Source organism: Streptosporangium nondiastaticum (genome assembly GCF_003011965.1).
GTDB classification, from domain to species: Bacteria; Actinomycetota; Actinomycetes; order Streptomycetales; family Streptomycetaceae; genus Streptomyces; species Streptomyces nondiastaticus.
Genome location: NZ_PXWG01000091.1, coordinates 1 through 25,975, shown reverse-complemented (window position 1 = coordinate 25,975; position 25,975 = coordinate 1). Strand labels below are relative to the sequence as shown.

The 25,975-nt window shown below is 71.3% G+C and carries 22 protein-coding genes; 10 read left to right on the top strand and 12 right to left on the bottom strand.

Annotation, left to right across the window (positions count from 1 at the left end; all coding sequences use genetic code 11):
- Positions 1–3 precede the first annotated feature (3 nt).
- From B7P34_RS25165 to B7P34_RS25135, 7 genes are all read left to right on the top strand, one after another.
- Entirely contained in the window at positions 4–417 is a 414-nt protein-coding gene (locus B7P34_RS25165) for a roadblock/LC7 domain-containing protein (RefSeq protein WP_106680088.1), read from the top strand.
- 104 nt (positions 418–521) lie between these two features.
- Positions 522–929: a DUF742 domain-containing protein gene (locus B7P34_RS25160; protein ID WP_030370003.1), complete on the top strand. Its 408-nt coding sequence runs from the start codon at positions 522–524 to the stop codon at positions 927–929.
- A gap of 7 nt (positions 930–936) precedes the next feature.
- The gene (locus B7P34_RS25155) at positions 937–1,506 is read left to right on the top strand and encodes a GTP-binding protein (RefSeq protein WP_223268207.1); all 570 of its coding nucleotides are present in this window, start codon (positions 937–939) and stop codon (positions 1,504–1,506) included.
- A 481-nt stretch (positions 1,507–1,987) separates the two neighbouring features.
- On the top strand, positions 1,988–5,053 hold the full coding sequence (locus B7P34_RS25150; protein WP_223268206.1) for a nitrate- and nitrite sensing domain-containing protein: 3,066 nt from the start codon (positions 1,988–1,990) through the stop codon (positions 5,051–5,053).
- A gap of 10 nt (positions 5,054–5,063) precedes the next feature.
- Positions 5,064–5,477: a roadblock/LC7 domain-containing protein gene (locus B7P34_RS25145; RefSeq protein ID WP_106680088.1), complete on the top strand. Its 414-nt coding sequence runs from the start codon at positions 5,064–5,066 to the stop codon at positions 5,475–5,477.
- An 83-nt stretch (positions 5,478–5,560) separates the two neighbouring features.
- Positions 5,561–6,085 (top strand): DUF742 domain-containing protein, encoded by a 525-nt coding sequence (locus tag B7P34_RS39940; RefSeq protein ID WP_106680082.1) that lies wholly within the window; start codon positions 5,561–5,563, stop codon positions 6,083–6,085.
- Positions 6,066–6,647 carry a GTP-binding protein gene (locus tag B7P34_RS25135; RefSeq protein ID WP_049717346.1) on the top strand — a complete coding sequence of 194 codons (582 nt, stop codon included), beginning with the start codon at positions 6,066–6,068 and terminating at the stop codon, positions 6,645–6,647. The genes B7P34_RS39940 and B7P34_RS25135 overlap by 20 nt, the downstream gene beginning before the upstream one ends.
- Positions 6,648–6,829: 182 nt before the next feature.
- Here B7P34_RS25135 and B7P34_RS25130 read toward each other — a convergent pair whose 3' ends face one another.
- The 3 genes from B7P34_RS25130 to B7P34_RS25120 all read right to left on the bottom strand — a co-directional run bounded on the left by B7P34_RS25130 (position 6,830) and on the right by B7P34_RS25120 (position 11,241).
- Positions 6,830–7,024 (bottom strand): acyl-CoA carboxylase subunit epsilon, encoded by a 195-nt coding sequence (locus B7P34_RS25130; RefSeq protein WP_106680080.1) that lies wholly within the window; start codon positions 7,022–7,024, stop codon positions 6,830–6,832.
- A gap of 11 nt (positions 7,025–7,035) precedes the next feature.
- A complete protein-coding gene (locus tag B7P34_RS25125) occupies positions 7,036–8,619 on the bottom strand; it encodes an acyl-CoA carboxylase subunit beta (protein WP_106680078.1) in 1,584 nt (527 codons plus the stop codon).
- 219 nt (positions 8,620–8,838) lie between these two features.
- Positions 8,839–11,241 carry a polysaccharide lyase family 8 super-sandwich domain-containing protein gene (locus B7P34_RS25120; protein ID WP_106680076.1) on the bottom strand — a complete coding sequence of 801 codons (2,403 nt, stop codon included), beginning with the start codon at positions 11,239–11,241 and terminating at the stop codon, positions 8,839–8,841.
- Positions 11,242–11,488: 247 nt separating this feature from the next.
- On the opposite strand from B7P34_RS25120, the gene B7P34_RS25115 reads away from it, so the two are divergent.
- A complete protein-coding gene (locus B7P34_RS25115) occupies positions 11,489–12,109 on the top strand; it encodes a YceI family protein (protein ID WP_106680074.1) in 621 nt (206 codons plus the stop codon).
- A gap of 15 nt (positions 12,110–12,124) precedes the next feature.
- Here the strand turns inward: B7P34_RS25115 and B7P34_RS25110 are convergent, their stop codons facing one another.
- Positions 12,125–13,636 carry an FAD-dependent monooxygenase gene (locus B7P34_RS25110; RefSeq protein ID WP_106680072.1) on the bottom strand — a complete coding sequence of 504 codons (1,512 nt, stop codon included), beginning with the start codon at positions 13,634–13,636 and terminating at the stop codon, positions 12,125–12,127.
- An 84-nt stretch (positions 13,637–13,720) separates the two neighbouring features.
- Here B7P34_RS25110 and B7P34_RS25105 point away from each other — a divergent pair, with 84 nt between their 5' ends.
- Complete coding sequence (locus B7P34_RS25105; RefSeq protein WP_106680070.1) at positions 13,721–14,356, top strand: TetR/AcrR family transcriptional regulator; 636 nt, start codon at positions 13,721–13,723, stop codon at positions 14,354–14,356.
- Positions 14,357–14,393: 37 nt separating this feature from the next.
- On the opposite strand, the gene cimA is transcribed toward B7P34_RS25105, so the two are convergent.
- The 4 genes from cimA to B7P34_RS25080 all read right to left on the bottom strand — a co-directional run bounded on the left by cimA (position 14,394) and on the right by B7P34_RS25080 (position 20,185).
- Positions 14,394–16,019 carry a citramalate synthase gene (gene cimA / locus B7P34_RS25100; RefSeq protein WP_106680068.1) on the bottom strand — a complete coding sequence of 542 codons (1,626 nt, stop codon included), beginning with the start codon at positions 16,017–16,019 and terminating at the stop codon, positions 14,394–14,396.
- A gap of 280 nt (positions 16,020–16,299) precedes the next feature.
- A complete protein-coding gene (locus tag B7P34_RS25090) occupies positions 16,300–17,637 on the bottom strand; it encodes an MFS transporter (RefSeq protein ID WP_106680066.1) in 1,338 nt (445 codons plus the stop codon).
- A 223-nt stretch (positions 17,638–17,860) separates the two neighbouring features.
- Positions 17,861–18,946, bottom strand: coding sequence for a branched-chain amino acid aminotransferase (locus B7P34_RS25085; protein WP_106680064.1), 1,086 nt, complete (start codon positions 18,944–18,946; stop codon positions 17,861–17,863).
- Positions 18,947–19,141: 195 nt separating this feature from the next.
- Positions 19,142–20,185 (bottom strand): 3-isopropylmalate dehydrogenase, encoded by a 1,044-nt coding sequence (locus B7P34_RS25080; protein ID WP_106680062.1) that lies wholly within the window; start codon positions 20,183–20,185, stop codon positions 19,142–19,144.
- A gap of 130 nt (positions 20,186–20,315) precedes the next feature.
- Between B7P34_RS25080 and B7P34_RS25075 the strand changes: the two genes are divergently transcribed.
- Positions 20,316–21,968, top strand: coding sequence for a purple acid phosphatase family protein (locus B7P34_RS25075; RefSeq protein ID WP_106680060.1), 1,653 nt, complete (start codon positions 20,316–20,318; stop codon positions 21,966–21,968).
- A 28-nt stretch (positions 21,969–21,996) separates the two neighbouring features.
- Here B7P34_RS25075 and B7P34_RS37640 read toward each other — a convergent pair whose 3' ends face one another.
- The 4 genes from B7P34_RS37640 to B7P34_RS38835 all read right to left on the bottom strand — a co-directional run bounded on the left by B7P34_RS37640 (position 21,997) and on the right by B7P34_RS38835 (position 25,925).
- A complete protein-coding gene (locus tag B7P34_RS37640) occupies positions 21,997–22,140 on the bottom strand; it encodes a hypothetical protein (RefSeq protein ID WP_189383033.1) in 144 nt (47 codons plus the stop codon).
- Positions 22,141–22,476: 336 nt separating this feature from the next.
- Entirely contained in the window at positions 22,477–24,108 is a 1,632-nt protein-coding gene (gene pruA, locus B7P34_RS25070) for an L-glutamate gamma-semialdehyde dehydrogenase (protein WP_106680058.1), read from the bottom strand.
- A gap of 46 nt (positions 24,109–24,154) precedes the next feature.
- Complete coding sequence (locus B7P34_RS25065; RefSeq protein WP_106680056.1) at positions 24,155–25,081, bottom strand: proline dehydrogenase family protein; 927 nt, start codon at positions 25,079–25,081, stop codon at positions 24,155–24,157.
- A gap of 571 nt (positions 25,082–25,652) precedes the next feature.
- Positions 25,653–25,925: a hypothetical protein gene (locus B7P34_RS38835; protein ID WP_286157511.1), complete on the bottom strand. Its 273-nt coding sequence runs from the start codon at positions 25,923–25,925 to the stop codon at positions 25,653–25,655.
- Positions 25,926–25,975 lie beyond the last annotated feature (50 nt).

The window sequence follows — 25,975 nt, the reverse complement described above, 5'->3', positions numbered from 1 at the left end:
CCGATGAGCCAGGCGGCGCAGAACCTGAACTGGTTGATCACCAGTTTCGTGGAGAACACCCCAGGGGTGTCCCACACCGTCGTGGTCTCCGCCGACGGACTCCTTCTGGCGATGTCCGAAGGGTTCCCGAGGGACCGCGCCGACCAGCTGGCGGCCGTCGCCTCCGGCCTGACCTCACTGACCGCCGGAGCCTCCCGCATCTTCGAAGGCGGCGCCGTCAACCAGACCGTGGTCGAAATGGAACGCGGCTTCCTCTTCATCATGTCCATCTCCGACGGATCCTCGCTGGCCGTGCTGGCACACCCCGAGTGCGACATCGGCCTCGTCGGCTACGAGATGGCCCTCCTCGTCGACCGCGCGGGCAACGTCCTCACCCCGGACCTCCGCGCCGAGCTCCAGGGCAGCCTGCTGAACTGACCGATGTTTCCTGCTGATCCCGTCCGACCGTACGGCCGAAAACCCCCCACCGGCCCGCGCTCGACGGCATTATTGCCAGTCCTGCTGTCCTGTCCGGAGGATTCATGACCCCGCCCGCCTCGCCCGGCCCGTACGGCGCCTCTCATCACGCGCCGTACGGGAGTGAAGGCGAAGAGCCGCTGATCCGCCCCTACGCCATGACGGGCGGCCGCACCCGGCCGCGCTACCAGCTCGCCATCGAGGCGCTGGTCAGCTCCACGGCCGACCCGGCCGTGCTCGGGACCCTGCTCCCCGAGCACCAGCGCATCTGCCACCTGTGCCGCGAGGTCAAGTCGGTCGCCGAGGTCTCGGCGCTGCTGAACATGCCGCTCGGCGTGGCGCGCATTCTGGTCGCGGACCTGGCGGAGGCCGGCATGGTGGCGATCCACCAGCCGGGCGGCAGCGGCGAGTCCGGCGGTACGCCGGATGTGACACTGCTCGAAAGGGTGCTCAGTGGACTTCGGAAGCTCTAGCGGAGGCATGGGTGGTGGCGGCACGGGCCGTTCCACCACCTCCGCGAAGATCGTGGTGGCGGGCGGCTTCGGCGTGGGCAAGACCACGTTCGTCGGCGCGGTCTCGGAAATCAGTCCGCTGCGCACCGAAGCCGTCATGACCTCCGCCTCGGCGGGGATCGACGATCTGAGCCACGTTCAGGACAAGACCACGACGACCGTGGCGATGGATTTCGGCCGTATCACCCTTGATGACGACCTGATCCTCTATCTGTTCGGTACTCCCGGCCAGGACCGCTTCTGGTTCATGTGGGACGACCTGGTGCGCGGTGCGATCGGCGCCGTCGTCCTGGTCGACACCCGCCGCCTCGCCGACTGCTTCCCCGCCGTCGACTACTTCGAGAACAGCGGCCTGCCCTTCGTCATCGGCCTCAACGGCTTCGACGGACAGCAGCCCTACGCTCCCGAGGAGGTCCGCGAGGCGCTGCAGATCGGTCCGGACACGCCGATCATCACGACCGACGCCCGCCACCGCAACGAGGCGAAGAGCACGCTGATCACTTTGGTCGAGCACGCTCTGATGGCCCGGCTGAAGTAGCTCTTCGGTGGCTGTTCGTCAGAAACTTCCGGCACGTCACGCGTCACGTACATTGCCCCGTACGACGCCGTCCCGGGGTTGTGGCATTGGACACGACCCGGCCCGGAGTTCATAACGTTTCGACAGAGAATCGGCCGGACGCGGCAACAGACCGCGTTCGGCCGACTTCACTGTGCGCACATGTCGCCCGCCATTTGGCGCCGCTCGCTCTTAATGCCCGTTTTATGTCGGGCAAATCGAGTGGCCTGGCGGGAGCCCCCGCTGTTTGGAATGCGCACCCCCGACGTGCTGGAATTCCAGGAACTGAGCAGTAACGGCTCCGTTCGAAAAACGGCACACAACCCGGGTGCCGACGCCGAGAGGTTTTGGTCGAGTGACGCGCAGAAAGACGGGCGCCGCACAGCAGACGCAGGACGGGCGAGGCAACTTCACCCCGCCGTCACGCGCAGCGGTGCCGCCTTCGGCTTCCCCTGCTTCCGGCGTGCCCGAGACCCCGGCTCCCGCCGCGGGCTCCGGCGGCCGGTTCTCACCCCGCAACTGGCGGGTGCCCACCCGTCTGAACGCGATCCTCCTCATCCCCGTGATCGTGGCCCTCGTCTTCGGCGGCCTCGACGTCAAGGGGTCGGTCGACACCTGGGAGGAGGCGAAGGACGCCGCGAACACCGCCCGAGTGGTGCGAGCCGCGGCCACCTACGCCCACGCGGTGATCGACGAGCGCGACCTGACGGCCAAGCCGCTCCTGACGGGCGACCGGGAGAACCCGGTCATCAAGAAGACCCAGGACGCGACGGACGCCGCCCGCGCGGAGTTCGACAAGACCGTCAAGGACATGCCGGACACGGCGCCGCTGCGCCGCCGCATGAAGCTCTTCCGCGAGGCCGAGGCGACCCTGCCCGACATCCGCAAGAAGGCCTACACGCGCGATCTGCCCGGGGTGAAGACCGAGGACGCCTACGGCGCCATCCAGCGTCCCCTCATGGCCTTCGCCAACGAGCTGGGCTCCGGTCTGGGCACGAACAACGTCGTCTCGTACGGCCGCATGGTGTACGCCGTCTCGCTGGCCAAGGCCGCCGAGTCGCTGCAGCGCTCCATCGGCACCCACCTGCTCGTCCAGGCGAACGCCGACCCGAAGGAGCAGCAGCTCCAGCGGACGTCGTTCTCCTCCTACTACTTCCTCGAGTACATCGCCCGCGCCGAGTACGACGCGAGCGGCACCGAGGACGACATCAGCCGGCTCAACGACGCCATCGCCACCAAGGCGAAGTCGTCCGAGCAGGAGAAGATCGCCGGCGCCATCATGGCCGGCAAGACGCCGAAGCAGCTGGAGGCCGCGGGCATCACGGCCGACGCCTGGCTGGACGCCTCCACGGCGAAGTTCGACGCGTACCGCTCGGTCGAGACGTACCTGACCGACAAGGCGGTGGACGAGGCAGAGAAGATCTCCTCCGACGCCCAGCGCGACGCGATCGTCAACTCCTCGATCATGGTCGTGGCCCTGCTGCTCGCGTTCTTCGTGGCCGGCATGATGGCCCGCTCCATGAGCCGCAACATGCGCCACCTGCGGCGCGCCGCCTTCGACGTGGCCGAGCAGCGCCTGCCGGCGCTGGTCGACCAGCTGTCGCGGACCGACCCGGGCCGGGTCGACACCCGGGTCCAGCCGATCCCGATCACCACCCGGGACGAGATCGGCGAGGTCGCCCGCGCCTTCGACCAGGTCCACCGCGAGGCCGTCCGGCTCGCCGCCGAGCAGGCCCTGCTCCGTGGCAACGTCAACGCGATCTTCACCAACCTCTCGCGCCGCAACCAGAGCCTCATCGAGGGTCAGCTCACCCTGATCACCGAGCTCGAGGAGCACGAGGCGGACCCGGACCAGCTGGAGAACCTCTTCCGCCTGGACCACCTGGCCACCCGTATGCGCCGCAACGGCGAGAACCTCCTGGTCCTCGCCGGCGAGGAGCCCGGCCGCAGCTGGGACCAGCCGGTCCCGCTGGTGGACGTGCTGCGCGCCGCCTCCTCCGAGGTGGAGGCCTACGAGCGCATCGAGCTCTCGGGCGTCCCGGAGGCGGACATCCACGGCCTCGCCGTGACCGACCTCGTCCACCTGCTGGCCGAGCTCCTGGAGAACGCCACCACGTTCTCCTCCCCGCACACCAAGGTGCGCGTCACCGCGACGCGGCTGCCCGACGGCCGCGTGATGGTCGAGATCCACGACAAGGGCATCGGCCTGACCGCCGAGGACTTCGCGGACATCAACCACAAGCTGGCCAACCCGCCGACCGTGGACGCCGCGATCTCCCAGCGCATGGGTCTGTTCGTGGTCGGCCGCCTGGCGGCGCGCCACGGCATCCGGGTCCAGCTGCGCCCCTCGGGCGAGCAGGCCGGCACGACCTCGCTGGTCATGCTGCCGGACCGGATCACCCACGGTGGCGGTGGCGAGGACGAGCTGTCCCCCGACAGCTTCACGGTCTCGCAGATGGTCCCGGAGCAGCAGGGCGGCGGCCAGGCGCCCGCCATGGGCCGCATGCGGACCGCGGCGGAGCTGGGCTTCGACGACTCCCGCTACGACCAGCAGGGCGGCGCGGGGAACGCGGCGCTGGACCCGGTGAACCGTTCGCGGCTCCGCGACGAGCGGCGCGCGGCGCTGGAGGCCGCGGCCGACAACCGCCCGCTGTTCCGCGACGAGGTGCCCCAGCAGCACGAGCAGCAGCAGCCGCAGTTCGAGCAGCAGCCGTACGAGCAGCAGGGTCACCAGCACACCGAGCAGTTCCCGGCGATCGGCGACCAGCCGTACGAGGAGTCGTACGACCGGTCGTACGAGCAGCAGCCGCAGCACGGCTTCCAGGACTCCGGTTACCCGGAGCAGGAGTACGCCGAGCAGGGCTACGCGGACGCCGGCTACCCGCAGCAGCAGTCGTACGGGGAGACCACCGGTCAGACCCGGAGCGACGTCTGGCAGCAGCCTGGTACGTACCAGGACGGCGCGCAGCAGGGTTACGGTGCGGATTCGGAATCACTGCCGCCCGCTGACACGGCGCAGCCCGAGCGCGTAGAGTTCGACCGTCCGGGCCCCGCTTCGAGCGGCTCCCACTCGCTGACCGGGTCCGGTCTGCCGCGCCGCGCGACGCAGTGGCAGCAGTCCGAGTCTGTCGAAGAGGCCGCGGGGGCCGGCGAACCGGAGCAGCCCCAGCAGGACGTCCCACAGCAGCCTCACGAGGGTGACAACCCCGACTGGCGATCGGAGAACGACGAGCGCTGGCAGCGTGCCGAGCAGCTCCGGGATCCGAAAGCCGGTGGAGTGACCCCTTCCGGACTGCCCCGCCGAGTGCCCAAGGCCAATCTGATCGAGGGCAAGGCGGCGCAGACGCCGCAGGGCGGACCCCAGATATCCCGTGCCCCTGAGGACGTACGCGGCCGGCTGAGCAATCTCCGCCGCGGCGTCCAGCAGGGGCGCACCGTGGGGGCCGACAGCGGTTCGGCCACCCCACAGCAGCATGAGCAACACGACCAGGGCTTCGGCCCCGGCGGCACCTACGATCAGGAGCGTTAGTGTGAGCCCGATGAGCCAGGCGGCGCAGAACCTGAACTGGTTGATCACCAGTTTCGTGGAGAACACCCCAGGGGTGTCCCACACCGTCGTGGTCTCCGCCGACGGACTCCTTCTGGCGATGTCCGAAGGGTTCCCGAGGGACCGCGCCGACCAGCTGGCGGCCGTCGCCTCCGGCCTGACCTCACTGACCGCCGGAGCCTCCCGCATCTTCGAAGGCGGCGCCGTCAACCAGACCGTGGTCGAAATGGAACGCGGCTTCCTCTTCATCATGTCCATCTCCGACGGATCCTCGCTGGCCGTGCTGGCACACCCCGAGTGCGACATCGGCCTCGTCGGCTACGAGATGGCCCTCCTCGTCGACCGCGCGGGCAACGTCCTCACCCCGGACCTCCGCGCCGAACTGCAGGGGAGCCTTCTCAACTAGCAAAGAGGCAGTGCGTTTCGCGCCACCGCGCCATAGGGTGCGGTGGCGCGACCAGCAGCAGACAGGCACGTTGAGGAGGAGACGTGGCAACGCCCCCCGGCGGTTACCCGTACGGCAATGATCAGCAGGCTCAGCCTCCGCTGAACCGCTTCAACTTCCCCTCCGCACCAAGCCCGCGTGCGCAGGCGGAGCCCACACGGCCGCCGCAAGTACCACAGGCGCCCCAGCATCGCAGGGCGTCGCAGTCCCCCTCCGGGGGCAAGCGGAACAATCCGCTGGTCCGCCCCTACGCGATGACCGGTGGCCGGACCCGGCCGCGGTACCAGCTCGCCATCGAGGCGCTGGTGCACACCACGGCCCAGCCGGCCCAGCTTCACGGGCAGTTGCCGGAACACCAGCGCATCTGCCACCTGTGCACGGAGATCAAGTCGGTCGCCGAGATCTCGGCACTTCTCACCATTCCCCTCGGCGTCGCCCGAATCCTCGTCGCCGACTTGGCGGAGGCCGGGCTCGTCGCCATCCATCAGCCCGGCGGCGACGAGTCCGCCGGCGGCCAGCCTGACGTGACACTGCTCGAAAGGGTGCTCAGTGGACTTCGGAACCTCTAGCGGCGAGGCAGCCCGCTCCACCACCTCCGCGAAGATCGTGGTGGCAGGCGGTTTCGGCGTGGGCAAGACCACGTTCGTCGGTGCGGTCTCGGAGATCAACCCGCTGCGGACCGAAGCCGTGATGACGTCCGCCTCGGCGGGCATCGACGACCTCACCCACGCGCCGGACAAGACCACGACGACCGTGGCCATGGACTTCGGCCGTATCACCCTGGACCAGGACCTGATCCTGTACCTGTTCGGTACCCCCGGTCAGGACCGCTTCTGGTTCATGTGGGACGACCTCGTGCGCGGTGCCATCGGCGCCGTCGTCCTGGTCGACACCCGCCGCCTCGCCGACTGCTTCCCCGCCGTCGACTACTTCGAGAACAGCGGCCTGCCCTTCGTCATCGCCCTCAACGGCTTCGACGGTCACCAGCCCTACACGCCGGACGAGGTCCGCGAAGCGCTGCAGATCGGCCCCGACGCGCCGATCATCACGACCGACGCCCGCCACCGCAACGAGGCGAAGAGCGCGCTGATCACCCTGGTCGAGCACGCCCTGATGGCGCGCCTGCGGTGAGGCACCGGCCGCACCGACGCCGGCCCCATCGACGCAGAAAGGTCCCCGCGCTCCTCGTGGAGTGTGCGGGGACCTTCTGCGTTGTGCGCGCATGAGGCCATGCGTGCGGGCGGCCCAGGGCGCATGAGGCCATGCGAAGAGGGCCCGGGGCACTGCCCCGGGCCCTCTCGCGTTGTTCGGTTCTAGCCCTGCCAGCTGTGCGGCGCCCGGAAGCCCGGCGAGCGCTCCAGGCGGCGCCAGGCGGCCGTGGTGCGGCGGGGGCGGGGCGGCGCCGTGTCGTTGGTGGCGGCGGCGCGGGCGAGGAGAACGGCGGTGACGGCCGCGAGCTCTTCGGCGTCGGCCGTGCCCTTCTCCACGCGGACGAGCGTGTCGGTCATGCGTTTCTCCCTTACTGGGGCGGGTTGCCGTGCTTGCGGGAGGGCAGGTCGGCGTGCTTCGAGGCGAGCATCGCCAGGGCGCGGATCAGCACCTGACGGGTGTCGACCGGGTCGATCACGTCGTCGATCAGCCCGCGCTCGGCGGCGTAGTACGGGTGCATGAGCTCGGCCTTGTACTCCTTGACCATGCGGGCCCGCATCGCCTCGGGGTCGTCGGCCTCGGCGATCTGCTTGCGGAAGATCACGTTGGCCGCGCCCTCGGCGCCCATCACGGCGATCTCGTTCGTCGGCCAGGCGTAGGTCAGGTCGGCGCCGATCGACTGGGAGTCCATGACGATGTAGGCGCCGCCGTAGGCCTTGCGCAGGATGACCGAGATGCGCGGCACGGTGGCGTTGCAGTAGGCGTAGAGCAGCTTCGCGCCGTGACGGATGATTCCACCGTGCTCCTGGTCGACGCCGGGGAGGAAGCCCGGGACGTCCAGAAGAGTGATGATCGGAATATTGAAGGCGTCGCACATCTGGATGAAGCGCGCGGCCTTCTCGCTGGCCTCGATGTCGAGCACGCCGGCCAGCGACTGCGGCTGGTTGGCGACGATGCCGACGACCTGGCCGTCCAGGCGGCCGAGCGAGCAGATGATGTTGGTGGCCCAGCGCTCGTGGATCTCGAGGTGTTCGCCGTCGTCGACGATCTCCTCGATGACCTTGCGCATGTCGTACGGGCGGTTGCCGTCGGCGGGGACCAGGTCCAGGAGGGCCTCGCCCAGCCGGTCGGCCGGGTCCTCGCTCGCGACGCGCGGCGGGTTCTCCCGGTTGTTCTGCGGCAGCAGCGAGAGGAGGTAGCGGACCTCCTCCAGGCAGGTCTCCTCGTCGTCGTAGGCGAAGTGCGCCACACCCGAGGTCTCCGCGTGCACATCCGCGCCGCCGAGGCCGTTCTGGGTGATCTCCTCGCCGGTGACGGCGCGGACGACGTCGGGGCCGGTGATGAACATCTGCGAGGTCTCGCGGACCATGAACACGAAGTCCGTCAGCGCCGGCGAGTACGCCGCGCCGCCCGCGCACGGGCCGAGCATCACACTGATCTGCGGGATGACACCCGAGGCCTTGGTGTTGCGCTGGAAGATGCCGCCGTAACCGGCCAGGGCCGAGACGCCCTCCTGGATACGCGCACCGGCGCCGTCGTTCAGCGACACCAGCGGCGCACCGGCCGCGATGGCCATGTCCATGATCTTGTGGATCTTCGTGGCATGGGCCTCGCCCAGCGCACCGCCGAAGATCCGGAAGTCGTGCGCGTAGACGAACACCGTCCGCCCGTGCACCGTGCCCCAACCCGTGATCACACCATCGGTGTAGGGCTTCTTGCTCTCCAGACCGAAGCCCGAGGCGCGGTGCCGGCGCAGCGGCTCCACCTCCGAGAAGGAGCCTTCGTCCAGCAGGAGGTCGATACGCTCCCGGGCCGTCAGCTTCCCCTTGGCCTTCTGCGCCTGGGTCGCTCGCTCGCTCGGACCACGCCGAACCTGCTCGCGGATGGCGTGCAGCTCGGCGACGCGCCCACGGACGTCACTCGCCTCTACGGGCGCACCTTCGAGATTGCTCATGCATAGACGGTACGTGGCGGGACCGTCCGAAACTCATGTCGTTTCCATACAACGTCATGTGCCTTTTGGTGGGCAGGCGGCACAGAGGGCCGCAGCGACCCCGAGCGGGGGTCCCCCCGATCGGGGGGTACTCCTGTGGGGGTTCCACAAAACTCCCGCCCCCGGCCCGTAGGCAAGTGAACTTGACGGGCAACGGGCCGGAACCGGCGTCACGCCCGGTCATGCCAGGGCTACGGAGCAGCGGTGCGGGGCGCAGGCGGTGCCGGGGGTGACGCGGAGCCGGAGACTGTCGCCTGTCGACAGGACGCGGATGGTGGCGTCGTGCGCGGTGACACGGCGCACGGGGCGGCTCCAGGTGATCTCGACGGCGGCGCCGGTGCGGGGCGGTTCGGCCATATGGAGGGTAGCGGTCCGGCCGTGGTCGCGGACGAGGACGGCGGCGGGGGCCGAAGCGGTGAGGGGGCCGGCGGTGCCGGGGGCCCAGAAGGCGGCTGCGGTGAGGCCGAGGGAGGGCAGGTACGCGGCCTGGCAGGCGGGGGTGTTGGCGAGGAGTCCGAGCCAGGTGCCGTCGTCCGCGCGGGCGGCCAGGGCGCGGGGTCCCGCGCCGGGCATGAGGAGGTAGGCGTAGGCGGCGTCCCGGGGGTCGGTGCCGTGGGGGTGCCAGAGGGTGAGGTAGCGCCGCGTGAGGCGGTCGGGGGCGCCGCCGGTGTTGATGTCGCGCCAGGCGCCGGTGCGGGACTCGCGCAGGGCGTGGAGCGGGGCGCCGCCGGGGAGGCGGGCGGGGAAGACGTAGCCGCCGTGGCCTTCGAGGTGGATCCAGCGGGGGGCTTCGTAGCGGGCGCTCCAGCCGTCGGTGACCGGCTGGGGGGTGCCGTCGACGAGGAGGGCGGGCGCCCCGTGCGCGCCGAGGTTGCGGTGCTCGACGGTGGTCACGACGGGGTGGCCGTCGCGCGCGGTGATGCCCGCTCCGAGGCAGACGACGGCGTCCGCGGTGCAGATCCACGTCTTGCGGGCCTCCAGGGTGGAGGAGAGCCCTTTGAGGTGCTGGCCGATGACGGCGTACTCGCCGTCGCTCACGCCGCCGGTCCAGCGCACGGCGGGCCGGGGCTCGCCCCATGCGCCGCCCTCGTTGTCGGCGAGGGGCTTGGCGGAGGCGGTGGTGCCGGGCAGCCGGTAGGGGTCGGCGGTGGGCCAGAAGGCGTCGGTGTACGGGGCGCCTTCGCCTGCGCGCCACCACGAGAGCATTCCGGCGCCGGTGTGCCAGCCGCGCGGGTTCTCGCCGTTGCCGTTCTCGTAGTGGGCGATGCGGTCGGAGGCCATGGCGATGCACGCCGTCCAGCCGGGGCGGCGGTGGACCGCGCGGTCCATGGCGGGGAAGAGGCGGTGCTCCACGGGGGCGGGGGCGGGGGCCCCGTGCGCGGCGCAGGCGGCGGCGAGCCGGGCGAGGTCGGCGACGGGGAGGGCGGGGTCGGTGAGGAGCGGGAGGGTGGTGTCGCGGGCGGCCCAGCCCTTGATCATCGCGTGCCAGCGGGTGCGTTCGGCGGGGGTCGCGCTGGTGGCGAGGAGGGCGATGGCGGCGATGAGGGCGTGGCCGCGCTGGTGGTCGCTCTGCTGCGGCGTGCCGGGGTCCGCGGCCTGGAGGCCGCGGCTGACGGCGCGGCCGGAGACGCTGTCCATGACGAGCCCGTCGTGGATCAGCGGCGCGTACGCCTTCTCGACGCTGTCGTAGGCGGTCCGCCGAGCGGGGTCGGTGATCTCCCAGGGGGAGCCGTGGAGCAGGGCGAGGAGCCGGCCCAGCCCGTCGAGCAGCACCTGGCCGTAGGTGCCGGAGTAGGCGACGTGGGAGTGCTGGACGAAGGACCCGTCGGCGTAGAGGCCGTCGCCGCGGGTGACGTACGGGAAGACGGGCGAGAGGGCGTCGCGGGCGAGGGCGGTCTTGGTGGCGGAGGCGCCGAGGATGCCGCGGAGGGCGACGACGCGGCACAGGTCGACGCGGTTGGCGCCGGTGCTGGTGCCGGTGTAGTCGCCGAGCATCGTGTCGGGGACGAAGTGGTCGACGGCGGCGAGGAAGGCGGTGCGCCGTGCGGCGCCGGCCTCGTCGTGGAGGAGCGCGAGGCTGTCGAGGAGGAGTCTGGGGCTGCCGATCTGCCACTCCCACCAGTTGCCGTAGCGGGTGGTGGCGGGGTGGTAGACGCGGGCGTGCACGTGGTCGAGGCCGGCGAGGGTGTCGGCGGCGAGGGCGGGGTCGCCGGTGAGGCCGGTGCCGGGCTGGGCCCAGGCCTGGGCCATGGTGTGCAGGCGCGCGTAGCTGCGGGTGATGCCGGAGGGCGGGTCGAAGGGGGCGTCCGGCCAGAGCGAGGCGGGGCCCGGGGCGATGCCGGCGCGGTAGGTGCGGGCGAGGTCTCCGGTGCGGCGCAGGGCGCCTGCGTAGGGCTCGGCGGCGGGGTCGAAGCCGGTGCCGAGCATGAGGCCGCGCCAGCGGGCGCGGAGGGCCGCGAACGGGTCCTCCCCGGCACTGTCGCGGGGGGCCGTGGTGAAGCCGAGGCCGCCGGCGACGGAGGCGGCGAGGAAGCCCCTGCGGGTCCAGGCGGGCGGGCGGGGAACGGCGGGACCGGACGGCACGGCGGGGCCTCCCCGGGGGCGCGGTGCGGGACGGTGCGGACGGTGCCGGAGGCACACGGTGGCACGGGGCGGGAAGGGGCGGCAATGGTGCGCCGGCCGTGTCGGCCGGGGTCGGCCGGAATTCACCCCTCCCTAGATGTTGAATGTTTAACGAGTTCGCGCTACCGTGTTTTCACGGTCAAGTTGAACATTCAACGACTTTGCCTGACCGGCCAACCGCCTTCACACCGAGCCACAGGAGCACACCATGGGCCTCTTCAGCCGCAAGCAGAGCACCACCCCGGCCGCCGTCCCCGCCCCGCGCGCCGTCGACCCGGCACTCGCCGCCCTCACCGGCGACTACACCATCGACCCCGCCCACAGCAGCATCGGCTTCACCGTCCGCCACGCCATGGTGACCAACGTCAAGGGCGCGTTCACCGAGCACGAGGGCACCCTGCGCCTCGACGGCACCGACCCGTCCCGCTCCACCGCCACCATCGACGTCCGGACCGCGAGCGTGGACACCGGCATGAAGGACCGCGACGCCCACCTGCGCGGCGGCGACTTCTTCGACGCCGAGGCCTTCCCGCTGATGAGCTTCCGCTCGACCGCCGCCGAGCAGCTCGGCGGGGATCGCTACCGCATCACCGGCGACCTCACCATCAAGGACGTCACCCGCCCCCTCTCCATCGACCTGGAGTTGGGCGGCTCGGCCACCGACGTCTACGGCATGGAGCGCGTCGGCTTCGAGGGCGCCACCGAGATCCTGCGCTCCGACTGGGGCCTGACCTGGAACGCCGCCCTGGAGGCCGGCGGGGTCATGGTCAGCGACAAGGTGAAGCTGACCTTCGACATCTCCGCGGTCAAGGCCGCGCCCCAGGCCTGAGGCCCCCGTGCGGTGTCAGCGACCGAGGCGCAGGAGACGGTCCGCGATCTCCGCGCCCCGGTCCGCACCCGCGCTCAGCGCGATGTGGTTGTCGGGCCGCACGAGCACCAGGGCGTCCTCGCCCTCCCCGATCCCGTAGGCCCGCCGGACGTGCCCCTCGGGGTCGTCGACGAGGCGCGTGCGCAGGCGGTCCGCGCACTTCTCCCCCGCCTCCGCCAGGGCCTGCGCGCTCCCCCCGCCGAAGCCCAGCAGCGTGAAGTGCGGCCCGGCGAAGACGTCGAAGAGGCGGAGGCCGTCGCCGCAGGGTCCGTCGGGGGCCCGTTCGCCCGCCTTCCCCCCGCCCCATGCGAGGGAGCTCCAGCCGTAGCCCACGCCCAGCGTGGTGACGTCGTCCGTGATCACCGCCTCCGTGCCGACGCCCGCCCGCTTCACGCCCTCGGTCACCGCGCGCAGCCGCTCCTCGGTGAGGCCGAGCGTCCAGGCGGCTACGGGCAGCCGCTCCTCCTCGTAGGTGTCCAGCAGGCCGGACGAGGCCAGGCCGCGCACCACGTACGCGAGTTTCCAGCCGAGGTTGAAGGCGTCCTGGATGCCGGTGTTCATGCCCAGACCGCCCGCGATGGAGTGGACGTGCGCCGCGTCCCCCGCGAGGAACACCCGCCCCGTGCGGAGGCGGTCGGCCATCCGGACGTTGATCCGGTAGGCGGAGAACCAGGTGGGGTCGGACAGCCGGATGCCCGCCTGCCGGGAGCAGCGGTCGACGAGCCGCTGGAACGACTCCAGGGAGGGCGCGAGGGGCCGGCCGTCCGCGTCGCGCTCGGGCGTGCCCTGCAGCTGCCAGTGGGTGCTGCCGCGGAAGGGGCAGAGCATGACCGCCGCGTCCTCGTCGAACCACTGGTGCCAGTAGGCGGGGTCGAGCCCGTCCACGCGGACGTCGCCGATCACCATGCACTCCTCGGCGTCGGTGCGGCCCTCGAAGGTCACGCCGAGCGCCTTGCGCACGGGGCTGCGGCCGCCGTCGCAGCCCACGAGGTAGGCGGCCTCGATGCGCCGCCCGTCGGCGAGCGTCGCGACGACGCCGTCCGCGCCCTGGGCGAACCCGGCCAGCTCGCTGCCGAACTCCGGCTCCACGCCGTGCTCGGCGAGCCTGCCGCGCAGGATCTCCTCGGTGCGCCACTGGGGCATGAGCAGCCCGCTGGCGTACGGGACGCCGGGCGCGGGGTCGGCGTCCCCGAAGGTGACGGTGTCGGCGATCGCCACGCCGTCGCGGTACTTGCGCAGGGCGATGTGCTCGGTGCCCGAGGCCGCGGCCTCCGCGCCCGCGCCGAGGTCGTCGAAGAGCTCGCGGGTGCGCTGGTTGATGCCCTTGCCGCGGGAGGTGCGGTGGGGCTCCGGGGACTTGTCGATGATCCGTACGGCCGCTCCCGCGCGGGCGAGGGTGCAGGCGAGGGTGAGTCCGGTGGGGCCGGCGCCCACGATCAGGACGTCGGTGGCGGTCGTCGCTTCGGCGGTGGCGGTGGTGGTCGTCATGCGTTCATGAAAGACCGCCTCGGCAGAAAATGCAACTGAGTAACAAAAGTTTCCGAGTAACGTAGATTCTGTTAGGATGGCCTCGTGACCGAGGAGACGACCGGGCTGCGGGAGCGCAAGAAACAGCGCACGCGGCAGACGCTGTCCGAGACCGCCATCGCGCTCTTCCTGGAGCGCGGCTTCGACCGCGTGTCGGTGGCGGAGGTGGCCGCGGCCGCGGAGGTGTCGAAGCCGACGCTGTTCCGCTACTTCCCCGCCAAGGAGGACCTGGTCCTCCACCGCATCGCCGACCACCAAGGGGAGGCGGCGCGCGTCGTGCGCGGCCGGGCCCCGGGCGAGTCCCCCCTGGCCGCGCTCCGCGCCCACTTCCACGCCCGGCTCGACGCCGGCGACCCCGTCACCGGCCTGTGCGACGTGCCCGCCGTGCTGGCCTTCCGGGACATGCTCTACTCGACCCCGAGCCTGGCGGCCCGCCTCATGCAGTACGCCGCCGAGGACGAGCGGGCCCTGGCCGAAGCCCTGGCGGAGGCCGGGGCGGACGAGGTGACGGCGGGTCTGGCGGCGGCACAGGTCATCGCCGTCCACCACGTCCTCGCGCGGGACAACTGGGCGCGCCTCTCGGCCGGGAGCATCACCGACGCCGTGCTGGCCGCGGCCCACGCCGACGCCGAGCGGGCGTACGGCCTGCTCGGCGCCGGGCTGGCGGCTCAGGGCCTGTGACGCGCCCCCGGCCACGCTCCGGGGCGCGCCGCGGGGCTCACTCCCGCGGCTCCACGCCCGCGCGCCGCAGTCCGTACGCGTAGGCGTCGTCGAGCGCCTGCCACGAGGCGGCGATCACGTTCTCCGCGACGCCGACCGTCGACCATTCACCGCTCTCGTCGCTCGTGGAGACCAGCACCCGGGTGATCGAGCCCGTGCCCCGGCCGCCCTCCAGGATGCGCACCTTGTAGTCGGTCAGCTTGAGCGCGGCGAGCTGCGGGTAGATGCGCTCCAGCGCCACGCGCAGCGCCCGGTCGAGCGCGTCGACGGGGCCGTTGCCCTCCGCGGTGGCGACGATGCGCTCCCCCTTGGCCCACAGCTTCACGGTGGCCTCGTTGGCGTGGATGCCGTCCGGCCGGTCCTCGGCGATCGCCCGCCAGGACTCGATCCGGTAGTAGCGCCGGGCGCGCCCCTCGGCCTCCTCGCGCAGCAGCAGTTCGAAGGAGGCGTCGGCCGCCTCGTACGTGTAGCCCGCGAGCTCGCGCTCCTTGACGCGCTCCACGACGCGGCCGACCAGCTCGCGGTCGCCGCCGAGGTCGACCCCGAGCTCCTTGCCCTTGAGCTCGATGGAGGCGCGGCCGGCCATGTCGGAGACGAGCATGCGCATGGTGTTGCCGACGCGCTCCGGGTCGATGTGCTGGTACAGGTCCGGGTCGACCTTGATCGCGGAGGCGTGCAGCCCGGCCTTGTGCGCGAACGCCGAGACGCCCACGTAGGGCTGGTGCGTGGAGGGCGTGAGGTTGACGACCTCGGCGATGGCGTGCGAGATGCGCGTCATCTCGGCCAGCGCCCCGGGCGGCAGCACGCGGCGGTCGTACTTGAGCTCCAGGGCGGCCACGACGGGGAACAGGTTGGCGTTGCCGACGCGCTCGCCGTAGCCGTTGGCGGTGCACTGCACGTGCGTCGCGCCGGCGTCCACGGCGGCGAGGGTGTTGGCCACGGCGCAGCCGGTGTCGTCCTGCGCGTGGATGCCCAGGCGGGCGCCGGTCGCCTCGATGACCTCCCGCACCGTCGCGCCGACCTGCGCGGGCAGCATGCCGCCGTTGGTGTCGCACAGGACGACGACGGCGGCGCCCGCCTCGTACGCGGTGCGGACGACTTCCAGGGCGTAGTCCGGGTTGGCCCGGTGGCCGTCGAAGAAGTGCTCGCAGTCGACGAAGACGCGGCGGCCGTGCCCGCACAGGTGCGCGACCGTGTCGCGCACCATGGCGAGGTTCTCGTCGAGGGTGGTGCGCAGGGCCAGTTCGACGTGCCGGTCGTGGGACTTGGCGACCAGGGTGATCACCGGGGCGCCGGAGTCGAGCAGCGCGGCGACCTGCGGGTCGTCCTCGGCCCGCACGCCCGGCTTGCGCGTGGCGCCGAACGCGACGAGCTGCGCGTGGCGGAAGTCGATCTCCTCGCGGGCGCGCTGGAAGAACTCGGTGTCCCGGGGGTTGGCGCCCGGCCAGCCGCCCTCGATGAAGCCGACGCCGAAGTCGTCCAGGTGCCGGGCGATGGTCAGCTTGTCCGCGACGGTGAGGTTGATGCCCTCGCGCTGCGCTCCGTCGCGCAGCGTGGTGTCGAAGACGTGGAAGCGGTCGTCGACGCGGGTGCGTTCGTCGGGGCCGTCGGTTGCGTCCGTCATGCTGCTCTGACTCCTGTGAGGATGTCGGTCTACCGGAATTACCCGTTCCACCGTCCCCGGCCTCCCCCGCCCTGCGCTCCCCGGCGCGGGTGGGCCGGAAAACGCAAAAACCTCTCGCGGGTGCGAGAGGTCTGCGCGCGGGTCTGGGACGACGGTGTCCGCTCCGTACGGGTGGTACGGGAGCGGTCACTGCGGACCGGCGCGCCTGCTGCCAATAATCATGGCGAACGGGAGCATAGGTGCATCTTGGCACACGCCGGTTCCGCCGTGCGGGCGGGTCTCAGGATGCGGGCACCTTGCCCGCCTCCGCCGGAGCGCCCTCGGGTGCGCCGCCGACCCGCTTGAGGTCGATGTCCCGCGTCTCGCGCATCGTCAGGTAGACGACCAGCGACACCGCGGCGCAGCCGGCCACGTACCAGTAGAAGCCCGACTCGATGCCGCCGTTCTTGAACCACAGGGCCACGTACTCGGCCGTGCCGCCGAAGAGCGCGTTGGCGACGGCGTACGGCAGGGCGACGCCCAGCGACCGGATGCCCGTCGGGAAGAGCTCGGCCTTCACGCACGCGTTGATGGAGGTGTAGCCGGTGACGACGACCAGGGCGAGCAGGGACAGGCCGAGGGCCGGCCAGAACGAGCCCGCGTGCTTGAGCATGGTCATGATCGGCACGGTGAGGAAGGTGGAGCCCACCGCGAAGGTGATCAGCAGGGGGCGGCGGCCGATGCGGTCCGAGAGGGCGCCCGCCAGCGGCTGCAGGCAGGCGAAGACCAGCAGGGCGCAGAAGCTGACCAGGGTCGCGGTCTGCTTGGGCAGGCCCGCGCTGTTGGAGAGGTACTTCGTCAGGTAGGTGGTGTACGTGTAGTACGCGACGGTGCCGCCCATGGTGAGGGCGACGACGAGGAAGGCCTCGCGCTTGTGCCGCATGAGGGCCCGGATGGTGCCCCGCTCGGCGGCGGCCCCGGCGCTCTCCCCCGCGCCCTCCTCCGTGGCCTCCGTGTACGCCTCGGTCTCCAGCATGTTGCGGCGCAGGTAGAAGATGACGGCCGCGCCGAGGGCGCCCACGACGAACGGGATGCGCCAGCCCCAGCTGTGCAGCTCGCCGCTGGAGAGGGTGTGCTGCAGCACGATCTGCAGCCCCAGGCCGAGGATCTGGCCCGCCGTCATCGACACGTACTGGAAGCTGGAGGCGAAGCCGCGGCGGTCCGGCGCGGACGCCTCCGTGAGGTACGTGGCGCTGGCCGCGTACTCGCCGCCGACCGACAGGCCCTGCAGCAGCCGGGCGACGAGGAGGACGGCGACGCCGCCGTAGCCGGCGACCGCGTAGGTCGGCGCGACGGCGATGAGCACGGCCGAGGCGGACATCAGGGAGACGGTCAGCGTGAGGGCCGCCTTGCGGCCCTTCCGGTCGCCGACCCGGCCGAGCAGCCAGCCGCCCACGGGGCGCATGAAGAAGCCGACGGCGAAGATGCCGGCAGTGTTCATCAGCTTCGCGGTGTCATTGCCCGCGGGGAAGAAGGAGCCCGCGAAGTACGTCGCGAACGACGCGTAGACGAACCAGTCGAACCACTCGACCATGTTGCCGGCCGAGCCGACCCAGATCTTCTTCCAGTGCTGTCCCATGGTGGATCACGGTGGCGGAACGGCACGGGTCGGACAAGGGTACGGCCGGCAACGATCACGAGTACTTGCGTGCGTTGCGTTCACGGGCGCGACGCGCGCGGGCACCCTGCCCGGACGCACGTACGTGCCCCGCCCCGGACGCACGTACGCGACCGGCCCCGTACACACGTATGCCCGCATCCGTGGACGCGGGCATACGGACGTACGTACATCAGCGCGGGCCTCAGCCCAGGGGGTGCATCCAGCCGTGGGTGTCCTCGGCGGCGCCGGTCTGGATGTCGAGGAGCGCCTTGCGGAGCTTCATGGTGACCTCGCCCGGCTGCCCGTCGGCGACCGTCCAGCCGTCGCGCGCGGACTTCACGGTGCCGACCGGGGTGATGACGGCGGCGGTGCCGCAGGCGAAGACCTCGGTGAGGGTGCCGTCGGCGCAGCCGTTCTTCCAGTCGTCCACGGAGATGCGGCCCTCGGCGACCTCGTAGCCGAGGTCGGCGGCGATCGTCATCAGCGAGGCGCGGGTGATGCCGGGGAGGAGCGAGCCGGTGAGCTCCGGGGTGATGACCTTGTTCCCGTACACGAAGTACAGGTTCATGCCGCCCATTTCCTCGATCCAGCGGCGCTCGATGGCGTCCAGCCAGACGACCTGGTCGCAGCCGTGCTCCATGGCCTGGGCCTGGGCGACGAGGGAGGCGGCATAGTTGCCGCCGGCCTTGGCGGCGCCGGTGCCGCCGGGGCACGCGCGCACGTACTCCTCGCTCAGCCAGACCGAGACCGGCTTCACGCCGCCGGGGAAGTAGGCGCCGGCGGGCGAGGCGATCACCACGAACATGTACTCGTTGGCCGGACGGACGCCGAGGCCGACCTCGGTCGCGAACATGAACGGGCGCAGGTAGAGCGAGGCCTCGCCGGAGCCGGGCACCCACGCCTTGTCCTGCTTGACCAGCGCGTCGCACGCCTCGATGAAGGTCTCGACGGGCAGTTCGGGCATGGCGAGCCGGCGCGCGGACGCCTGCAGGCGCTTGGCGTTCTCCTCGGGCCGGAAGATGGCGACGGAGCCGTCGGGCTGGCGGTACGCCTTGGCGCCCTCGAAGATCGTCTGCGCGTAGTGCAGCGTCATGTTCGCCGGGTCGATCGACAGCGGCGCGTACGGAACGAGCTGGCCGTCGTGCCAGCCCCGGCCTTCCGTCCACTTGATCGTCACCATGTGGTCGGTGAAGTGGCGGCCGAAGCCGGGGTTGGCCAGGATCTGCTCCCGCTCCGCGTCCGACAGCGGGTGCGAAGAGGGCTTGAGCTCGATCGTGGGCGTCGTCATGAGTGCGTGTCCTTCACCGTTGTGTGTGGCGGACCGCGAGCTCGCCCCGTCCCTGACGGTGTCAGAGCATCCGAGCTTCCCCTCATGCCGCGGCCCCACGTTCGATTATCGCTCGTGGGGCCGTGGACGGAAAACGTGCGCGCGGCCCTGGATCGATGGTCGCATCCGGCCGCGCGCTGAGTCAGCGGCCGGGAGCTAGCCGGTTACTCGCAGGGCGAGTGCGTCGCCGGTCTCGTCCGTCGTGCGGGGCGCCGCCCCGTCCCGGGCCGCCAGGTCCTCGGCGACGGCCGTCTCGATGCGGGCGGCCTCCGCCTCGTGGCCGAGGTGGCGCAGGAGCATGGCCACGGAGAGCACCGTGGCGGTGGGGTCGGCCTTGCCCGTGCCCGCGATGTCGGGCGCGGAGCCGTGGACCGGCTCGAACATCGACGGGAACGCCCCGTCGGGGTTGATGTTGCCCGAGGCGGCCAGGCCGATGCCGCCGGTGACGGCCGCGGCGAGGTCCGTGAGGATGTCACCGAAGAGGTTGTCGGTGACGATCACGTCGAACCGCTCGGGCTGCGTGACCATGAAGATGGTCGCCGCGTCCACGTGCAGGTAGTCCGTGGTGACCTCGGGGTACTCCCGGCCCACCCGGTCGAAGGTGCTCTTCCACAGCTGTCCGGCGTAGACGAGGACGTTGTTCTTGTGGACGAGCGTCAGCTTCTTGCGGGGACGCGCCTGGGCCCGCTCGTAGGCGTCGCGCACCACGCGCTCCACGCCGAGGGCGGTGTTGACGCTGACCTCGGTGGCGACCTCGTGCGGGGTGCCGGTGCGCAGGGAGCCGCCGTTGCCGGTGTAGGGGCCTTCGGTGCCCTCCCGGACGACGACGAAGTCGATGTCGGGGCGCCCGGCGAGCGGGGTGGCCGTGTTCGGGAAGAGCTTCGAGGGCCGCAGGTTCACATAGTGGTCGAAGGCGAACCGCAGCTTGAGCAGCAGACCGCGCTCCAGCACGCCGGCGGGCACGGAGGGGTCGCCGATCGCCCCGAGCAGGATCGCGTCGTGGTGCTTGAGGGACGCGAGCTCGGCGTCGGGGAGGATCTCGCCGGTCGCGTGGTACCGCCGGGCGCCGAGGTCGTACTCCTCGGTCTCCAGCTTCACGTCCGACGGGAGGACCGCCGAGAGCACCTTGAGGCCCTGGGCCACGACTTCCCGGCCGATGCCGTCACCGGGGATCACTGCGAGGCGAATGCTGCGAGACATACCGGGACCGTACTCTCCCGTCCCGTTGGATGACACACCTTGTCCACGATACGGACAGATGACGAAGCTGCCGGGTCACGTTCACCCAAAGTCCGCAACGGGGTTGCCGGTTCCTGGCACGTTGGTCGCCATGGACACACCACGTGTAGGCATCCCCGAGCAGCTCGCGGACCGCATGACGATGGCGGAGCAGCACGAGTACCTGCGGGCCCGGTTCGCCCGGCCGCTCACCCGGCGCGGCATGCTGCGCGCCGGGGCGGTGACGGCCGGGGCCGCCGCCGGCACGGGCCTCCTGGCCGGGCCCGCGCGCGCCTACCCCGGCCCGGCGCCCTCACCAGGGCCCTCGCCCGCGTCATCCCCGGAGCTGCTCGTCTCCTCCGCCGCCGCGGCGGTCGACGGCAAGCACGTGGCCCCGTTCGGGCGGCACCTGGCCTTCGGCGCCGACCCGCGGACGCAGATGCGGATCTCCTGGCAGGTGCCGTTCGCGGTGAGACGGCCGTACGTCCGGGTGGGCCTCGCGCCGTGGGACCTCGGCCTCAAGCTGGAGGCGGAAGTGCGCACCCTGCACACGCCGCCGCTGTCGAAGAAGCTCCCCGCCGTCGACCAGGTGTACCTGCACGCCGCGCTCGACAACCTGCGCCCCGGGCGGACGTACTACTACGGCGTGGGGCACGACGGTTACGACCCGGCCGACCCGCGCCACTTCTCCGGCATCGGCACCTTCCGCACCGCGCCCGAGCGCCCGGAGAAGGGCGGCAAGGCCGAGAAGTTCACGTTCACCGCCTTCGGCGACCAGGGCGTCAGCTACCAGGCCCTCGCCAACGACCAGCTGATCCTGGGCCAGAACCCGGCGTTCCACCTGCACGCGGGCGACATCTGCTACGCCGACGACAGCGGCGCGGGCAAGCCCACCGACGTCTACGACGCGCGCGTGTGGGACCAGTTCCTCGCCCAGACCGAGTCCGTGGCGGCGTCCGTGCCGTGGATGGTCACCACCGGCAACCACGACATGGAGGCCTGGTACTCCCCCAACGGCTACGGCGGCCAGAGCGCCCGCTGGGCCCTCCCCGGCAACGGCTTCGACCCCGCGCGCGCCCCGGGCGTCTACTCCTTCGTCTACGGCAACACCGGCGTCGTCGCCCTGGACGCCAACGACATCTCGTACGAGATCACCGCCAACACCGGCTACAGCGGGGGCGCGCAGACCGCGTGGCTCGACCGACGGCTCGGCGAGCTGCGCCGCACGCGCGGGCTCGACTTCATCGTCGTCTTCTTCCACCACTGCGCGTTCTCCACGACGAAGGCGCACGCATCGGACGGCGCGGTGCGGGAGGCGTGGCTGCCGCTCTTCGAGAAGCACGGCGTGGATCTCGTCATCAACGGCCACAACCACATCTACGAGCGCACCGACGCGCTCCGCGGCACGCGCGTGGGGCGGAAGGTCCCCATCGGCGGCACCGCCGACTCCACGCGCGACGGCATCGTCTACGTGACCGCCGGCGGGGCGGGGAAGTCGCTCTACGACTTCCCCGCCCCGGACAGCTACGAGGGCCATGTGAAGGACCTGGAGAGCGTGGACAGCTACTTCTGGGAGAAGGGGCGCGTGAAGCACCCGGAGCAGGTGGAGTGGTCACGGGTGCGCTACACCGGCTTCTCGTTCCTCGCGGTGGAGTCCGAGCCGGCCGCACGGGGCGGGCGCCCGCGGCTGCGGGTGACCGCTCTGGCGGAGAACGGCGCGCGCGTCGACCACTTCGACGTCGTCCGCCCCGCGCGGCGGGACTGAGGGCGGGACTCGGGACTCGCCCGGTCGCTCAGTGACCGGTGACGCCGCCGTTGTCCCGGCGGTCCAGGGCCCGCTGGAGCGCGGCGGCGGCGTTCATCCGGTCGGTCTGGCGGTCGGTGCGGTCGGCCGTACGGGGGGTGCGGCGGGTCCTGCGGACGGCGGTGTCGGCCATGGGAGGTCACTTCTCCTCTGCTGCCTGCGGGAAAGATGCGGAAGGGAGTGCTGAACGAACAGCGGGAGGGCGGGAGGAGCGCCGGGGAAGGGCGGGGGCCGCGGTGCCGCAGGGATCGCCTGCGCTCGCGCACGGGGCCGCAACCGCTTGTCGCTCGATGGAGCGCGCGCTCGGCTTCTTCCACGCTAGGACAGCTGTACCGCGCTGTCTGCAGGATTACTCGGGCTTCCTACTATCTGAGACGGCGGGGCGGCCCGGCAACGGCACCCCGGAAACGGCTCCGCCCCCGCCCGGCTGGGGAGCCGGACGGGGGCGGAGGTCAGCTACGGGGCCGGATCAGCCCATGTGCGGGTAGCGGTAGTCGGTCGGCGCGACCAGGGTCTCCTTGATGGAGCGGGTCGAGATCCACCGCATCAGGTTGGAGGCCGCACCGGCCTTGTCGTTCGTGCCGGAGGCGCGGCCGCCGCCGAACGGCTGCTGGCCGACCACGGCACCGGTCGACTTGTCGTTGATGTAGAAGTTGCCGGCGGCGAAGCGCAGCTTGGCCATGGCGTCGGCGGCCGCGGCGCGGTCGTTCGCGATGACGGCGCCGGTCAGGGCGTACGCCGAGACGGACTCCATCTGCTCCAGCATCGCGTCGAAGTCGGCGTCCTCGTAGACGTGGACGGCGAGGATCGGGCCGAAGTACTCGGTCGTGAAGACCTCGTTCTCCGGGTCGGTGCACTCGATGACGGTCGGGCGGACGAAGTAGCCCACCGAGTCGTCGTACGTGCCGCCGGCGACGATCGTGCAGCTCGGGTCGGCCTTGGCGCGGTCGATCGCGGCCTTGTTCTTGGCGAACGCGCGGTCGTCGATGACGGCGCCGATGAAGTGCGACAGGTCGGTGACGTCACCCATGGTGATGCCGTCGACCTCGGCCGCGAACTCCTCCTTGAAGCCGTCCTCCCAGATGGAGCGCGGGATGTAGGCGCGGGAGGAGGCGGAGCACTTCTGGCCCTGGAACTCGAAGGAGCCGCGGGTCAGGGCGGTCTTCAGGACCGCGCGGTCGGCGCTCGGGTGGGCGACGACGAAGTCCTTGCCGCCGGTCTCGCCGACCAGGCGCGGGTAGGAGCGGTACTTCTCGATGTTGTTGCCGACCGTCTTCCACAGGTACTGGAAGGTCTTGGTCGAGCCGGTGAAGTGGATGCCGGCCAGCTCGGGGTGGTTCAGGGCCACCTCGGAGACGGCGATGCCGTCGCCGGTCACCAGGTTGATGACGCCCTTGGGCAGACCGGCCTCCTCCAGGAGCTGCATGAGCAGCACGGCGGCGTGGGTCTGGGTGGGGGACGGCTTCCAGACGACCACGTTGCCCATGAGGGCGGGGGCGGTCGGCAGGTTGCCGGCGATGGCGGTGAAGTTGAACGGCGTGATCGCGTAGACGAAGCCCTCGAGCGGGCGGTGGTCGCTGCGGTTCCACACGCCGGCGGAGTTGGCGACCGGCTGCTCGGCGAGGATCTGGCGCGCGAAGTGCACGTTGAAGCGCCAGAAGTCGACGAGCTCGCAGGGGGTGTCGATCTCGGCCTGCTGGGCGGTCTTGGACTGGCCGAGCATGGTGGAGGCGGCCAGCGTCTCGCGCCAGGGGCCGGCGAGCAGCTCGGCGGCGCGCAGGATGATCGCGGCGCGGTCGTCGAAGGACATCGCGCGCCAGGCCGGGGCGGCGGCGAGGGCGGCGTCGATCGCGTCCTGGGCGTCCTGCGTGGTGGCGTTGTTGAAGGTGCCGAGGACGGCGGCGTGGTTGTGCGGCTGGACGACCTTGAACGGCTCGCCGCCGCCCATGCGCTTCTCGCCGCCGATGGTCATGGGCAGGTCGATCGGGTTCGCCGCCAGCTCCTTGAGCTTGGCCTCCAGGCGGGCGCGCTCGGCGCTGCCGGGGGCGTAGCCGTGGACCGGCTCGTTGACCGGGGCGGGGACCTGGGTCACAGCGTCCATGGGTTCCGTGTCTCCTTCGGGGCTCTGCGGGGGGTGTGGGGGCGGCTCAGCCCTTGGTGAGGATGGAGCGGGCGAAGAACAGCAGGTTGGCGGGCTTCTCGGCGAGGCGCCGCATGAAGTAGCCGTACCAGTCGGTGCCGTACGCGGTGTACACGCGCATCCGGTGGCCCTCGGCGGCCAGGCGGACGTGCTCCTCGCTGCGGATGCCGTACAGCATCTGGAACTCGTACTCGTCCAGCTTGCGGCCGGCCTGCCGGGCGAGCTCCTGTGTGATGGCGATCAGACGCGGGTCGTGCGAGCCGATCATCGGGTAGCCCTCGCCCGCCATGAGGATCCTGACGATCCGGACGAACGCCTTGTCGATCTCTGCCTTGTCCTGGTATGCGACGGAGGCGGGCTCCTTGTACGCACCCTTCACGATACGCACACGGCTGCCGGCGGCGGCCAGGCGGCGGGCGTCGTCCTCGGTGCGGAAGAGGTACGCCTGGATGACGCAGCCGGTCTGCGGGAAGTCCTTCCGCAGCTCCTCGTGGATGGCGAACATCGAGTCGAGGGTCGTGTGGTCCTCCGCGTCCAGCGTAACCGTGGTGCCGATGGCGGCGGCGGCCTCGACGACGGGGCGGACGTTGGCGAGGGCGAGCTCGTGGCCGCCCTCCAGCGCCTGGCCGAACATGGAGAGCTTGACGGACATCTCGGCGCGCTCGCCCAGGCCGAGCTCCTTCAGGCGGCCGATGAGCTCCAGGTAGGCGTCGCGGGCGGCGTGGGACTGCTCGACGGTGGTGATGTCCTCGCCCACCACGTCGAGGGTGACCTCCAGCCCCTTGGCGGCGGCGTCCTTCACGATCGGAATGACCTGGTCGACGGTCTCCCCCGCGATGAAGCGGTCGACGACCTGCTTGGTGCCCGGGGCTGCCGACACGAAACGGCGCATTTTGTCGCTGCGCGAGGCAGCGAGGATCACGGGACCCAGCACGGGGCACCTCCACGATGACGGCCGTCCCACGCGGGGAAACGGCATAAGTGACTCATCGTGAAAACTAGAGATCACCTCGATCGTGAGCCATCGACAGCTGTCACGCATCCGTGGCCCGGATCTCAGACACATGTATGACAATGGTGACCTGCACATAGAACCTTGGGTTGATTCCAGGACAATTTGCGAACCCAAAGCCGCGGCCGGCGGTGGGCCGGCCGGGGCCGCACGTACGGGGGAAGGAGCGTGGCGGGGCCATGCGCGGTGACTATCAGCACCTCGTCGACGAGATATCGGCGGCGCTCGGCGCCCCGGCGACGCTGGAGGACCGGGACTTCGTCCTGATCGCGTTCGGCGCGCACGGCGGCGACGACGACCTCGACGCGGTCATGGACCCGGTGCGGACCCGCTCGATCCTGCAGCGCCGGTCCACGGCGGCCGTCCGGGCGTGGTTCGAGGCGTTCGGCATCGCGCGGGCGCAGTCGCCGCTGCGGATCCCGCCGGACCCGGCGGCGGGGGTGTTCAAGGGGCGCATCTGCCTGCCGGTGCGCCACCGCGGCGTGGTGCACGGCTACGTGTGGCTGCTGGACGACGAGCAGCTGGCGGGCCTGGACCTGAGCGTCCCGTACGCGGATCCGCGGCTGGCCCAGGCCATGGAGACGGCGGCCCGGATCGGTGAGCTGCTGGCCGCCGAGGCGCGGGCCGGCGTGGAGCTGGGCGAGCTGCTGCGGGAGGTCCTCGCGGGGCGGCCCGCGGGGCGCGACGCCGCGGCGGCCGACAGCATCCGCCGGGTCAGGACCTGGTCGGCGAGCCCGTACGCGACGGCCTCGTGCGCGGTGAAGATCTTGTCGCGGTCCGTGTCCGCGCGGAGGGACGCGACGTCGCGGCCGGTGT